The organism is Candidatus Puniceispirillum marinum IMCC1322, from assembly GCF_000024465.1.
Classification (GTDB): Bacteria; Pseudomonadota; Alphaproteobacteria; order Puniceispirillales; family Puniceispirillaceae; genus Puniceispirillum; species Puniceispirillum marinum.
This window is the reverse complement of the sequence record NC_014010.1, coordinates 694,396-706,938: the sequence shown is the minus strand read 5'-3', so window position 1 is coordinate 706,938 and position 12,543 is coordinate 694,396. Positions and strand designations below refer to the sequence as shown.

Sequence of the window (12,543 nt, the reverse complement as noted above, 5' to 3'; positions counted from 1 at the left end):
GACCATGTTATAAATTACAGATAGCCTAGGGTTTTCAGGCTAACGCACTGCTTGCCTGCGACGATCAGGTGATCGTGTAAATTGATAGACATAATGTTGAGAGCGTCCTGAATGGCGAGCGTCATTTCGATATCGGCACGCGATGGTTCGGCTTCGCCGCTTGGATGGTTATGCACCAATATTGATGATTGCGCATGATGTTTTAACGCGGCATTGACCACCTCGCGTACATAAACCGGGGTCTGATCAACAGTGCCTTTGGATAGGGTTTCTTCGGCGATTAACCGATTCTGATTATCAAGGCACAGAATAAGGAAATGTTCAATTGGCTGATGCGCGAGCCGGTTGATGCAATATTCCTGTACCTGCACCCAGTTGGTCAAAATAGGTTGATCTTTAATACGCGAATGCGCCAGATGCATGCCGACTGATTCGACTAGCTTTAGGGCCGCGATATAGGCGTCCCCCATCTCATCAACGGCGCGTAAATCGGCTTGATCAGCGCGCAACACGCCTGATAATGATTTGAATTTAACCATTAGCCGTTTGGCCAGTGGTTTGGTGTCGCGACGGGCATTGCCAGCGTATAACAGAACTTCAAGCAATTCCAGTTCAGTCAGGCTGTCGGCACCCTTATCGAGAATGCGCGCGCGCATTCGCTTTCGATGACCGGCCTTGTCAGGATCGTTATCATGTTGCAGACGGGTTTTTATAGTATCTGCTTTGTATGTGTCTTTTGCGCCCATAACCATAGGCATAATACAAAAGAACTAAAAAACCGTTAATCTAGCTGTGATAAGGTGGCAATGAGAAACCTGCCGGTGACAGTGTGAATATTTCTGCTGCATCTTCGGTAATGCCGATCGAATGTTCGAATTGTGCCGAGAGGCTTTTGTCACGCGTCACAGCCGTCCATCCGTCATTCAGGATCTTTGTGTCATGCTTGCCAGCATTAATCATTGGCTCGATCGTAAAGATCATGCCGGGCATAAGCGTCATGCCAGTCTTTGGCTCACCGTAATGCAAAACAGTTGGTGATGTGTGAAAGACCTGACCAAGCCCGTGACCGGTGAAATCTCGGACAACTGAGAAGCGTAACCCCTCGGCATATGACTGGATAGCATGACCAATATCACCTAGCGTATTACCTGCCCGCGCCACTTCAATTCCGCGCATCAGGCATTCATAGGTGACTTCCGTCAGCCGCTTGGCTTTGATTGACGGTGTGCCAACATAAAACATACGGGACGTATCGCCATACCACCCATCAAGAATAACAGTGATATCAATATTGAGAATATCGCCCTCAATCAATTTCTTGTCGCCGGGGATGCCATGACAAACGACATGGTTCAAAGAAATACAAGTGGCTTTTGGGAAGCCCTTATAATTGAGTGGCGCGGGAATAGCGTTATTCGCCACAATAAATTCATGGCAGATTTTATCGAGTTCGCCCGTGGTGATACCAGCAGAGACATGCGGGGTAATCATATCAAGCACACTTGCGGCCAGACGGCCAGCGTCACGCATTTTGGCAAAACCATCGTCGCCATGTTGAATAACCGTTTCAGTGCGCATTCGTCTATCTCTCCTGACCGCTATAGCCATATTTATGGCGTTCTTTGCTCTTAAACCCGTTTTGTCACAATGCCAAGCCTGAAACAAGTTTTACTGGCATAGTGACAGCGAGCAAATTTCCATAATTTTTGGTCTGCATTTTGGTATAAAAAATGTATAAAGCGGCATATAATTTTGCCGTTAGCTTTTGTGTTTAGTCTGGAAAATAAAATGTCAAATCCAACCGCCGCCATCATTGTTATTGGTGATGAAATTCTTTCCGGCCGAACCAAGGATAAAAATATTGGATGGCTTGCTGAGCAGTTGTTCTCGCAAGGCATTGATTTATGTGAAGCCCGTGTTATTCCCGATATTCGCGCAACAATAATCAATACGGTGCGGCATATGTCTTCAGAGTATGATCTGGTTTTTACCAGTGGCGGAATTGGCCCAACGCATGACGATATCACCACCGAAGCGATTGCGGCAGCCTTTGATAAGCCTGTGATTCGGCATCCAGATGCAGAAGCGGTGTTACTCAAGCATTATGCCAATACCGATCTGGAATTTAACGCGGCGCGTCAGAAGATGGCTGATATTCCGATGGATGCGGATCTTATCGATAACCCTTTGAGCGCCGCCCCCGGGTTCATTCTGCATAATGTTCATGTGCTTCCCGGTGTGCCTTCAATTTTACAAGCCATGTTCGAAGGGTTGCGGGTAAGGTTGCCTGGCGGCGTGATGATGACTCGCATAACGGTGCAATGTGGCTCAGGCGAGGGTAATATAGCGACCATCATGGAGCGCATACAAAACCAATATGATGGCATTAGTGTTGGTAGCTATCCGTGGTTCAAGCCAGGTAACTTTGGCACAGCCGTTGTGGTTAGCGGGCTTGATGCACTGATTACCGGCCAAGCAGCAGAGGATATTGCTGGTGCGGTTCTAGCCCTAGGTGTTACGGCGCATATTGTCATGCCTGGTGATACGGCCTGAGCAGGGATCAACCCCACGGTGATTTTTTATCAGAGCGTCGCTTGAAGCTAGGCACCGAGCCAGATTTTTTTGGCACTGAAGATGCTGGGTTAAGAATACGTGATCCAAGGGGGTCACGCCGGTAACGCAGCTTTGCCTCGCTTTTAATTGTGGCGAATGAAATGGGTTCCCCACTCCATTTTTGCGGGGGCAAGTCGCGATCAAACAAGGCGATATCACGATGCTTGAAAAAGGGAATGAGCGCCATACCTGCCAGAAACCCGCCAATGTGAGCCATATAGGCTACACCACCTTCATTACCTGACAGAGCTTGCGGTACAGCAACAAACTGTCCAGCAATCCAAACGCCAAGAACCAGCCAGGCTGGCAAATTGATGAAGCGGAAAAATACAAATATCACCATTAAGGTTCGCACCGAAGCCTTTGGATGCAACATGATATATGCACCAAGAATGCCAGCTATACCCCCAGATGCACCAATCATCGGAATTGTCGATTCAGGTGCTATCAATCCTTGAGAAAATGCAGCTGCAACACCGCAAAGGGCATAAAAGAGGATGAATTTTAGCGACCCCATTGCATCTTCGACATTATCGCCAAATATCCAGAGATATAGCATATTGCCGCCAATATGCATCCAACCCCCATGCAGAAACATCGATGTAAAAATGGTCATCCATGCGGGTACCAGTACCATGTCAGCCGGAAGTGACGCATCGCTTAACACGAGGGCGGGCACAAATCCAAACTGATAAAGGCTGTAGTTTGCGGCAGTCCCTGTTAATGAGAGTTGCCAGAAAAAACCCAAAATACATAATGCCAGTATCGCCCACGACACAAACGGACGACGGCCAGTCGGATTGTTGTCAAATAAAGGGAAAAAGAACATTAAATATGCCTACAATGGCGTTTGGAAGGTGATATGCTAGCCATAGATATGGGGGCAAACAATCATTTTGTAAATAAATAGCCAATATTTGTAATTGCCATATTTTTGATATATTTGCCCGCCATTATTGGCACATCATCAATAATACCTTGCTCGTCATGGGAGACTGATATGCGCATAGTGTCCAAGATAGGAAAAATAGCATCTGCCCTTTGTGGGGGGATCGCCATGTGGCTGATGGTTAGCACGGCACAGGCCCAAGTCACTGTTTATCTGGAAGATGACATCAAGGTAACCTTTTCGTCAGGTTCGTTCGATAACCGCAATTTGAATGGCGAGATGCAGGATGTTACGATTTTCATTGATGATCAGCGGGTGCTGACGGCAGATGAGGTGGAAGTTGAAACATCTGGTGAGGCGGGAACTGCCAATCACATGATTAAACGCTTGCGCATGAAGAATATTTTCTTTGATGATCTGCCGCTGAGCGTCAAGTCGCTAAATATTCGGGATATGGCACCGGCATTTTTTTCAAGCATTTCTGAACACGCAGCGCATATGAATGCAATCACCGATTCATCACATGTTTCCTTGACCGGCGTAGCCTATGCGGCGCATGGCATGTCATTGACGATTGATCGAATTACCAGCTTGCCGTTCAAGTTTGGCGCCTTGGCCAACGGTGACCCCTTTATAACTAAATTAGGTATGCAGGTCGAAAACCTGATACTGACACCATTGCAAAATAGAGGGGAATTTGCACATTTCATTGCGGCGACAGGTGAACCAAACCTGACGCTCAATATGACGCAAACACAGGTGAATGCGATCAATAACGGGGTCGTATCTAGCGATATAGTTTTGAAAACAGCGATGAATGGTATCGGTAATCTTGATGCCCAGCTTGGCATAGAAATGTCACTGGATAGTTATAATAAGCTGTTTATGTCCGATACATATGATCTGGAACCAGATGAGATTGAGGATGTTGCGCTTGACGATATGTCGATTGTGTTTGACGATCATGGCGCCGTTAATGCCGCGCTTCATATGTCGGCGCGCAAACAGAATGTTGATTATATGGTGGCACGCGACCAGACCATTACGGCCATGAAAGCAACCTTGGGTAGCTTTCTGCCCATGAGTAGTAATGATTTGATGCCCCCACTTGAAACATTTGTCAAAGATGGGGGACAAATAAGGCTCAGTGCTGTGCCAGCCAAGCCATTTCCCTTTATAAATATCACGCAATATATCTTTGCCGCCGATGCCGCTGTAAAAAAGCTGAATTTGAAGCTGTTGCAAACACCACACGCCGAGGGTGCTAACGCAGCAAAGTTACAAAAGACCAAAACACCAAACTAAATCTGGCGGATCAGGATTTCATAGTCGCATTAGTGGCCTCATAAAGAGTGCGATGGTAACAATATAGACAAGGGCAAGATTGCTTGGATCACCTTATAACGCTTCGCTTCACTATATTTTAGCGAATGGATTAAAATCTAATGATGCTTTGAAAACAGGTAGAACGTGAGTCCGACCATGTTTATCGGTATGGGGTATATGAAATAGTGAGAAAAGCGCATATGAAACGCTGGCCTGGCTTCCATGATGCGGCTAAAGCAATTAAATTCAGGTTATTGTTTAATGGTACGAGCGGGGGGACTTGAACCCCCACGGCCTAAGGCCCACGGATTTTAAGTCCGTTATGTCTACCATTCCATCACGCTCGCAACGCTTGCCGCGCGTGGCTGGCGGCAAGTCGCTATGTGATAACGTCACTTGCTAAATGATGCAAAGAAAACCTTCCAAACTGAGCAAAATTCCTGATCTGAGGTGACGAGGCCAATGCCAATCACTGAAATCATATGGACAATATTGTTTAATCGGATTTAAAGTTCTGAGTGTAGTGTCTGATCTTTATTATGCGTGATAATGGAGGGAGAAATGGACAAGCTTAAATGTGACGAATGTGGCACAAGCTTTAATTGTGGTGCACCCCCCGGCAAGGATCATTGCTGGTGCATGGAACTGCCGAATTTGCGGCAGAGTTTTGACCTAGCGGGCAAATGCGTCTGTCCGGATTGCATGACGCTTGGCCAAGCCAAAGATATGACCAAAGCGCGTAAGGCCAGAAAAAGCCAACGCGACAATTCGGCAGTCAAAGTGGCACGCCGCTAGTCCCTGAATGTCAGGGCATAAGCAATAGATGCTATTTTAAAGTATTCAGGAATCTTGTCTTGGTTTTGTTTGCCCACCCAGCATCGAAAAGCGATGCAGAAAAGCGGCACTGGCATCGGTGGCGGATTGAGCGCGCAGTTTCACATCAATAATACCACGGGGTTTGACTAGGATTTTTGCAGCATCCTGCGCGCTAAAACCTGCTAATTGTGTAGCTTCAAGCCATGCCGCCATGCGGTCGGCACGTTTGATTGAGCGCTCGACATATTCGGGTAATACAGGCGGTAATCCAAAGCGGATATGTACTGCCTTTTCAAGACGATCTTCAATATCGCGGTAAATGCCCCCCAAGGCATATTTGAAGGGCGTAATCATATCACCAATCACATATTCAGGTGCATCATGTAGCAAGGCGGCGAGTTGCCATTTTTGTTCAAGTTTTGGCGCGTTGTGACGTAACAGGCGTTCCACAAGCACCGAATGCTGGGCAACCGAGAACAGATGTGTGCCTTTGGTTTGGCCGTTCCAGCGGCTAACACGCGCCAATCCATGGGCTATATCTTCGATCTCGATATCCATTGGCGATGGATTCAAAATATCAAGATGTCGCCCACTTAGCATACGTTGCCATGCACGAGGTTCTAGAGTGGTGGATATAATTGGTTTTATTTTGGGCATTGGCATATCTTGCATATAGGATGATGATTTTTCAAGCGCATGTTCATCGCTATATTGGCCTTTGTGCTGTATTGTTGTATTGATTTGCAGTGAATTTTAATGCCAAAGGCCATTTATGGATTTTTTCGAAACACAAGAGCGCTACCGTCGCCAGGAAATGCGAGGCTGGATCATGTTTCTGGTGCGCGTTGTTATTGTCGGCGGCGTGCTCTGGATTGGCTGGTTGTGGGGACATGCCGAGCAGACAAGTCTGCAAGCCGAAGCGGATCTGGTTATCTATGAAAACAACCAGCGTATTGATACCCTAACAACGCAGGTTCAAGACCTTGAACGTATTATTGCGGAAAACAACGCCAAAAAGAAAACATCTGATCTTATCGGCGGCAATCAGGCCGAATTACGTGCCATCATTACAAAACAAATTGCCCGTGGTGTGACACCTGAACAAATAATGTCGTCACTTAAAAGTCTTGGTGAACCAATTAACTGCCGCGAAGTCGCGCGCCATGATGTTGCGGTTGCAACACCGCTTTATGCGGGACCTGAGTCCAAGCTTGAATTATTCAGTGGCGGCCTCAACCTTTTTGTTGAAGGGCAAGCAGGTAAAAAATCAGAACGTGAAACACCATGGTTTAATCCGTCATCACCTGTGCGGATAAGGCATGCCTTTTTGAATGGCCAGAAGATCATCGAAGGTGTTTTACCACTTGAGACAATAATTCCGGCCGAGGAATGGGTGCTCAAGCTAAATTATATCAATGCTGATTTGCGTGGCTATGTTACGGCTATCGTTTCGAGTTGCGTGCTACGATAGTCTAAGCCGTTGTTGTTGGACGGGACATTTCAAATAGTTCGGTAACTTTTGCATAATCCTTGTAGCCAAGCCGCGCTAGTGGCTGAAACAATGTATTGTCTATTTTGCCATCAACAACGACGTCATCATCGATATAAATGCCGGTCACACGACCAATAACCATCGAACATGGATGCGCGCCTTCATCGGCTGGCAAGACGATTGTTTGCCAATGTGTGCATTCGAGCGCAGCCGGAACATTTGCCACACGCGGTACATTGACGGTTTCACCATCTATCATGCCCAGATTGGCCAGTTCAAACTCATTAGATCCATAGGCATAGCTTCCTGAGGTGATGTTCATCGCATCCCCTTGTGCCGCCCCCACGATATTAACTGTGAACTCGCCCGTCTCCTTGACATTGCGCAACGAGTCCTTATCCGATCCATCAGGGTTTGACCCGGCTGAAAACATCACCATTGGTGGCAATTCGGCGATAGCATTAAAAAAACTATAGGGTGCAAGATTAAGGCTTTTATCGTTACCGCGACTGGCAATCCACCCTATTGGTCGAGGTGCTACAATGGCTTTTAACGGGTTATAATGCAGACCAGCGTCTTTATGTGTTCCGGGCTTAAAAAACATGCTTTTTTCGCTATTCCAATTTTGCAAAGATTGAACTTAACCTTATATATCGCTACACCTTACATCTGCTAGCATTTTTACTGTATAATTTACCATAGTTGCACTTTGTTGATATTTGCGATTTTCAGACCATTCCCGGCTGATAGGAAAAACCCATGATTGATCTATATTTTTGGCCAACCCCTAATGGGCAGAAAATTTCCATAGCCCTTGAAGAACTTGGGCTGGCGTATAATGTCCATATGATTAATATCAACGAAAATGAGCAATTTGCCCCTGATTTTCTGGCGATTGCTCCCAATAACCGGATACCGGCCATTGTCGATCATGATGGTACGGATGGTCCTGTTAGCCTGTTTGAGTCAGGCGCGATACTTCATTATCTTGCAGCCAAGACCGGTGCTTTGATGCCTGAGGACGCGCATGGCCAGAAAACGGTTATGGAATGGCTTATGTGGCAGATGGGCGGCTTTGGCCCCATGCTTGGACAAGCGCATCATTTTAATTTTTATGCCAAGGAAAAGCTGCCTTATGCCATTAAACGCTATAGCGCCGAGGCGAACCGTCTTTATGGGGTGCTAGATAACCAGCTGGCAGGTAAAGATTTTGTAGCAGGTGATGAATTGTCGATTGCTGATATCGCCATTTTTCCATGGACGCGGACACATGCGCGTCAAAATGTTGAGATAGAAAACTATCCCAATGTAGCGGCATGGCGCATCCGCATGATTGAACGCCCCGCTGTTTTACGAGGTATGAAGACGGGTGCTGGATGGCGCGCTGAAATCAAGGAAATGGATGATCCTGAATGGCGCGCTGCTTTTGGTGTTCAGGCATAGCGTAAAGCTTTAAGAAGGCGTCTGCGCTCCGTCAAATTTTAACGTACAGGCGCCAGTGAAAACCTGGGTGAATAGTGATTCTTTGCATAATGTCCATTTCGGGTCAGGTTGCCCAGACTCGCTATGCCAGATTGTTGCAATTGAAAGTACGGCTAACAAAGCAGCTAAAATCCACATGTTCCGGCTCATTTGCAGTTCCTTTCATTATATTGCTAACGACCATAGGCCAACTGACTACCATTCGGTTATATGATTAGGCAATTCACTTTCGGGCACATCCTTTTCGGTGAAGATGCGTCCGGCAACCGCATTGCCCGATGTGCGAGTGCTGTTTTTATCACCACTTACCAAAGGATGCCACGCAGGCAAATCTTGATGTTCATGGACAAGCCTGTAGGCGCATGTTTTTGGCATCCATTTCAGATCAGCCAGATTGTCCGGTGTCAAAATAACACAATCAGGAACAATCTGTTTTCGGTTGCCATAATCTTTACATGCACAGGTTTCGCAATTTAACAATTTGCAACCCACATCAGTATAATAAACGTCGCCAGTATCAATATCTTCTAGCTTTAACACGCAACATTTTCCGCATCCATCACACAGTGATTCCCACTCTTGGGTGGACATTTCATTTAGCTGTTTCTGTTTCCAAAAGGAGGCGTCTTGCACAATAGGTCTCGGTATATTTTCTGTTGATGCGTGATGTAGTTTCGCGCCAGCGGTACGGCTGTATGATCGTGCGCAAGCTGAAATTGAAACACCATACCTTCTTGCACACGAAAAAAATATTCACAACCGACAAGATAAAACTCCCACATGCGAATGAATCGGTCATCATATTCGCTGCGGATCGTATCAATGTTATTGCGGAATCGGAGGCGCCAATGGCGCAACGTTTCCGCGTAATGGTCACGCATGATTTCGACATCAATAATCTTCAAACCTTGTTTTGAAACGCTTTTCACCATTTGTTCAAGCGAGGGCAGATAACCACCAGGAAAAATATATTTTGCTAGCCAGCGGTTACAAGGATGGGGATGCGCATAAACGCCAATCGAATGGATCAAGGCGACACCTTTGGGTTTAAGAAGCTTTTTGATTGTCTTGAAATAGGTATCATAGTTCCCAGGACCTACATGCTCAAGCATACCAACTGATACAATGCGGTCGAATTTGCCCGTTTGATGGCGATAGTCACGTAAATGAAAGTCAAGCTGTTGCTGTCTGCCACTCTGATCACGCTGTTGAGTGGCAAAATCAAGCTGGCGTTCGGATAGGGTGATGCCTGTTACATGCGTTTCAGGTACACAATCGATCAACGCATGTGCCAATCCACCCCAACCGCATCCAATATCCAGAATAGTATCATGGGGCTGTATGTTTAGTTTAGCAGCAATTCGTGCCAATTTATTGATTTGCGCTTGCTCGATTGTTGTCGTGCTGTCGTCAGAATAGGCGCATGAATATTGCCGTCTAGGATCAAGAAAACTGTCAAATAGCGTATCTTTCAGATCATAATGATGGGCGACGTTGCGTTTTGAGGCACGCACTAGATTATGGTGCCGCAGGAAAGCCAGCCGATTACTAATGGCAAGGCTTGTGCGTCCTGCCCAATGCGTCAACCAATGTCTATGATTTGACATCAAGAATAGCATCAATGAATCCAGATCATCATTTTCGATGATAAGGTCACCATTCATATAAGCCTCGCCAATAGCCAGATCAGGGCGCATAACGATTTCACGAAAAACACGATTAGAGCGCAATGTGACCATGACAGAGGGGCCATCATGCCTGCCATAGCATGTAATAGGTTTTTTATCTGCAATCTTAACTGTGATCTTGCCGACATTCACAAATTGTTTAAAAACGGATAACGCAATCCAATTCAGCATGTTTTAGCCCTCATTTTAGTTACGTTCCGTTAGTTTATCCAATTATGTATAATAAATAGTTAACTCAAAACACGAATATTAAGCCGATTTTGAAACATTACTTTTCGTCAATTACCGCACTGGTTCAGTATGGCAGAAAACCTACATATGCATGATGGTGCAGATTATCGACTGGCTGAAGCGAAGCTGAGCTGGCGCGATGATATTCTGCGTGCTGATGACTATGATGATGTCTATTTTTCGGCTGAAGGCGGCTTGGCTGAAAGCCGCCACGTATTTCTAAGTGGAAATGATTTACCCTTTCGGCTGCAAGATGCGTCACATTTCACCATTGCCGAAACGGGATTTGGTACGGGGTTGAATCTGCTGGCAGTGATGGCCGAGATGGATAAGTTTCCCAACCTGCAACTGGATTATATCTCACTCGAAGCGTGCCCACTTAGGCTGGATGACCTTGCACGTGCGCATGCGCCCTTTGCCGAGGTCGCTTTGTATGCTGAAACTTTACGTGCGGCTATGCCACCGCGCTGGCCAGGGACGCATATGGTGCCTTTGCTTGATGGGCGGCTACGGCTACACCTGCTTTACGGACAGGCAGAGGACATGCTGGCCGAGATGGATTTTCGGGCTGATGCCTGGTTTCTTGATGGGTTCAGTCCCGCCAAAAATATGGCTATGTGGGACAAAGATATACTGGGTCATGTTGGCCGGTTAACGCGCCAAGGCGGAACATTGTCTAGCTTTACGGTGGCCAGCGGCGTAAGAGACGCCCTTCAAGGGGCTGGCTTTGTCGTTGAAAAATGCCCCGGCTTTGGCCGCAAACGCCATATGTTAACCGGGATAAAGCCGCTTGTTGCCCCTCTGGCCACTCGTGCAGATGGTATCAAACAGGTGGCCATTATTGGTGGCGGTATAGCGGGTGCGTCAATTGCGTCCGGCCTGAACAGGCGAGGTGTCAGCGCGACTATTTTTGACAGTGCGCCAAAGCTGGCAAGCGGGGCATCCGGCAACCGTATGGCTGTGCAAAGCCCAAGGCTGGCTGTCGATCATAATCTTGCCAGTCAGCTATCATCAATGTGTTTGTCCTTTGCGGCCAGATTATCTGACGCACTTGATTGCAGTGTTGCCCACAATGTGATTTCGCTGGATTGGCCAAACCGCGAAGCCGTGCGACAGGATAAATTCAGGCGGCAATTCTGGCCAGATAGCCTGATGCGTTTTGTCGATGCCGATGAAGCCTCTGCTTTGTCAGCTATCGCACTTCCGCTTGGCGGCGCCGTACATGATTATGGTCGCATCATCAATCCGGTCAAATATGTCGAGCGCCTTGCCGCGGGGGCGTCCTTGTCTTTGGCAACCAAGGTTACGGATATAACCCAGCTGGATGCGCAGACCTTCCGCATTAATGGCGACATGAGCGAAGCATATAGCGCTGTCGTGCTAGCTGGCGGCGCCAATATCAGCCAGATTCTGTCACATCTGCATAAAAGCGGTATTCCGCTTGACGTGACTTCGGGACAAGTTAGCCATATTCCTACGAATAATGCCGTGCAGCCATTGCAATCTGGGCTGAGCTTTGGTGGCTATCTGACGCCTGCATATAATGGGTTTCACGAGCTTGGTGCCACATTTGACCGCACTGCCGCCATGACTGTCACTGATCAGGGACATGCCCATAATATGAACCTGCTACCTGACGGTATGGCCGGATTGATTGAGGTGCCAGATGTTACGGGTGGTTTTATAGGCCGCATGAGCCAGCGTGCCAGCACGCCGGATCGTAACCCGATCATGGGGCATCTTGGGGATCGTATCTATTGTCTGGGGGCACTGGGTGCGCGCGGCATGACCTTTGCGCCTTTGCTTGGGGATATGCTGGCCGCCGAAATTACCGGCACGCCAGTATCGCTGGCGCGTGATATCTGTCATGCACTTGATCCGTTCCGCTTCAGGATGCGGTGAACGTTTATAGATAATCTTTTTAAGTCAGTTTTTTGTCGAGGGATCAATATGTTTGATTTAAGTAATGTTTAATTCCGGTCTGTAAACCTTTTCTTTACCTTTTG

General features: G+C 47.1%; 13 protein-coding genes and 1 tRNA gene. 6 read left to right on the top strand and 8 right to left on the bottom strand.

Annotation, left to right across the window (positions count from 1 at the left end; all coding sequences use genetic code 11):
- Window positions 1-14: 14 nt before the first annotated feature.
- Both radC and map read right to left on the bottom strand, forming a co-directional pair.
- Window positions 15-746 carry a RadC family protein gene (gene radC / locus SAR116_RS03430; protein ID WP_190275467.1) on the bottom strand — a complete coding sequence of 244 codons (732 nt, stop codon included), beginning with the start codon at window positions 744-746 and terminating at the stop codon, window positions 15-17.
- Window positions 747-786: 40 nt separating this feature from the next.
- A complete protein-coding gene (map, locus tag SAR116_RS03425; protein ID WP_013045537.1) occupies window positions 787-1,578 on the bottom strand; it encodes a type I methionyl aminopeptidase in 792 nt (263 codons plus the stop codon).
- A 210-nt stretch (window positions 1,579-1,788) separates the two neighbouring features.
- Here map and SAR116_RS03420 point away from each other — a divergent pair, with 210 nt between their 5' ends.
- Entirely contained in the window at window positions 1,789-2,553 is a 765-nt protein-coding gene (locus SAR116_RS03420; RefSeq protein ID WP_013045536.1) for a competence/damage-inducible protein A, read from the top strand.
- A gap of 7 nt (window positions 2,554-2,560) precedes the next feature.
- Here SAR116_RS03420 and SAR116_RS03415 read toward each other — a convergent pair whose 3' ends face one another.
- Complete coding sequence (locus tag SAR116_RS03415) at window positions 2,561-3,442, bottom strand: rhomboid family intramembrane serine protease (protein WP_013045535.1); 882 nt, start codon at window positions 3,440-3,442, stop codon at window positions 2,561-2,563.
- A gap of 171 nt (window positions 3,443-3,613) precedes the next feature.
- On the opposite strand from SAR116_RS03415, the gene SAR116_RS03410 reads away from it, so the two are divergent.
- Window positions 3,614-4,807 (top strand): aq_1923 C-terminal domain, encoded by a 1,194-nt coding sequence (locus SAR116_RS03410; RefSeq protein ID WP_013045534.1) that lies wholly within the window; start codon window positions 3,614-3,616, stop codon window positions 4,805-4,807.
- Between the two features lie 283 nt (window positions 4,808-5,090).
- On the opposite strand, the gene SAR116_RS03405 is transcribed toward SAR116_RS03410, so the two are convergent.
- Window positions 5,091-5,175: transfer RNA gene (locus SAR116_RS03405), tRNA-Leu, on the bottom strand.
- A gap of 214 nt (window positions 5,176-5,389) precedes the next feature.
- Between SAR116_RS03405 and SAR116_RS03400 the strand changes: the two genes are divergently transcribed.
- A complete protein-coding gene (locus SAR116_RS03400; RefSeq protein ID WP_013045533.1) occupies window positions 5,390-5,623 on the top strand; it encodes a cysteine-rich CWC family protein in 234 nt (77 codons plus the stop codon).
- Between the two features lie 45 nt (window positions 5,624-5,668).
- On the opposite strand, the gene SAR116_RS03395 is transcribed toward SAR116_RS03400, so the two are convergent.
- Window positions 5,669-6,301: a YfbR-like 5'-deoxynucleotidase gene (locus tag SAR116_RS03395; RefSeq protein ID WP_148212241.1), complete on the bottom strand. Its 633-nt coding sequence runs from the start codon at window positions 6,299-6,301 to the stop codon at window positions 5,669-5,671.
- 115 nt (window positions 6,302-6,416) lie between these two features.
- On the opposite strand from SAR116_RS03395, the gene SAR116_RS03390 reads away from it, so the two are divergent.
- The gene (locus SAR116_RS03390) at window positions 6,417-7,115 is read left to right on the top strand and encodes a PilN family protein (protein ID WP_013045531.1); all 699 of its coding nucleotides are present in this window, start codon (window positions 6,417-6,419) and stop codon (window positions 7,113-7,115) included.
- A gap of 1 nt (window position 7,116) precedes the next feature.
- Here the strand turns inward: SAR116_RS03390 and SAR116_RS03385 are convergent, their stop codons facing one another.
- The gene (locus tag SAR116_RS03385) at window positions 7,117-7,740 is read right to left on the bottom strand and encodes a flavin reductase family protein (protein WP_013045530.1); all 624 of its coding nucleotides are present in this window, start codon (window positions 7,738-7,740) and stop codon (window positions 7,117-7,119) included.
- Window positions 7,741-7,895: 155 nt separating this feature from the next.
- On the opposite strand from SAR116_RS03385, the gene SAR116_RS03380 reads away from it, so the two are divergent.
- Window positions 7,896-8,579, top strand: a complete 684-nt coding sequence (locus tag SAR116_RS03380) for a glutathione binding-like protein (RefSeq protein WP_013045529.1) — start codon at window positions 7,896-7,898, stop codon at window positions 8,577-8,579.
- 234 nt (window positions 8,580-8,813) lie between these two features.
- On the opposite strand, the gene SAR116_RS03375 is transcribed toward SAR116_RS03380, so the two are convergent.
- On the bottom strand, window positions 8,814-9,209 hold the full coding sequence (locus SAR116_RS03375; protein ID WP_190275466.1) for a YcgN family cysteine cluster protein: 396 nt from the start codon (window positions 9,207-9,209) through the stop codon (window positions 8,814-8,816).
- Between the two features lie 5 nt (window positions 9,210-9,214).
- Window positions 9,215-10,477, bottom strand: a complete 1,263-nt coding sequence (locus SAR116_RS03370) for an SAM-dependent methyltransferase (RefSeq protein ID WP_013045527.1) — start codon at window positions 10,475-10,477, stop codon at window positions 9,215-9,217.
- A 129-nt stretch (window positions 10,478-10,606) separates the two neighbouring features.
- Here SAR116_RS03370 and mnmC point away from each other — a divergent pair, with 129 nt between their 5' ends.
- Window positions 10,607-12,439 (top strand): FAD-dependent 5-carboxymethylaminomethyl-2-thiouridine(34) oxidoreductase MnmC1, encoded by a 1,833-nt coding sequence (gene mnmC / locus SAR116_RS03365; RefSeq protein ID WP_013045526.1) that lies wholly within the window; start codon window positions 10,607-10,609, stop codon window positions 12,437-12,439.
- Window positions 12,440-12,543: the final 104 nt, after the last annotated feature.

Coding starts and splice junctions, on each gene's coding strand:
- radC (WP_190275467.1), bottom strand. CDS start 746: ATGGGCGCAAAAGACACATACAAAGCAGATACTATAAAAACCCGTCTG.
- SAR116_RS03395 (WP_148212241.1), bottom strand. CDS start 6,301: ATGCCCAAAATAAAACCAATTATATCCACCACTCTAGAACCTCGTGCA.
- SAR116_RS03375 (WP_190275466.1), bottom strand. CDS start 9,209: ATGTCCACCCAAGAGTGGGAATCACTGTGTGATGGATGCGGAAAATGT.
- SAR116_RS03370 (WP_013045527.1), bottom strand. CDS start 10,477: ATGCTGAATTGGATTGCGTTATCCGTTTTTAAACAATTTGTGAATGTC.
- SAR116_RS03380 (WP_013045529.1), top strand. CDS start 7,896: ATGATTGATCTATATTTTTGGCCAACCCCTAATGGGCAGAAAATTTCC.
- SAR116_RS03385 (WP_013045530.1), bottom strand. CDS start 7,740: ATGTTTTTTAAGCCCGGAACACATAAAGACGCTGGTCTGCATTATAAC.
- SAR116_RS03400 (WP_013045533.1), top strand. CDS start 5,390: ATGGACAAGCTTAAATGTGACGAATGTGGCACAAGCTTTAATTGTGGT.
- SAR116_RS03390 (WP_013045531.1), top strand. CDS start 6,417: ATGGATTTTTTCGAAACACAAGAGCGCTACCGTCGCCAGGAAATGCGA.
- mnmC (WP_013045526.1), top strand. CDS start 10,607: ATGGCAGAAAACCTACATATGCATGATGGTGCAGATTATCGACTGGCT.
- SAR116_RS03415 (WP_013045535.1), bottom strand. CDS start 3,442: ATGTTCTTTTTCCCTTTATTTGACAACAATCCGACTGGCCGTCGTCCG.
- SAR116_RS03410 (WP_013045534.1), top strand. CDS start 3,614: ATGCGCATAGTGTCCAAGATAGGAAAAATAGCATCTGCCCTTTGTGGG.
- map (WP_013045537.1), bottom strand. CDS start 1,578: ATGCGCACTGAAACGGTTATTCAACATGGCGACGATGGTTTTGCCAAA.
- SAR116_RS03420 (WP_013045536.1), top strand. CDS start 1,789: ATGTCAAATCCAACCGCCGCCATCATTGTTATTGGTGATGAAATTCTT.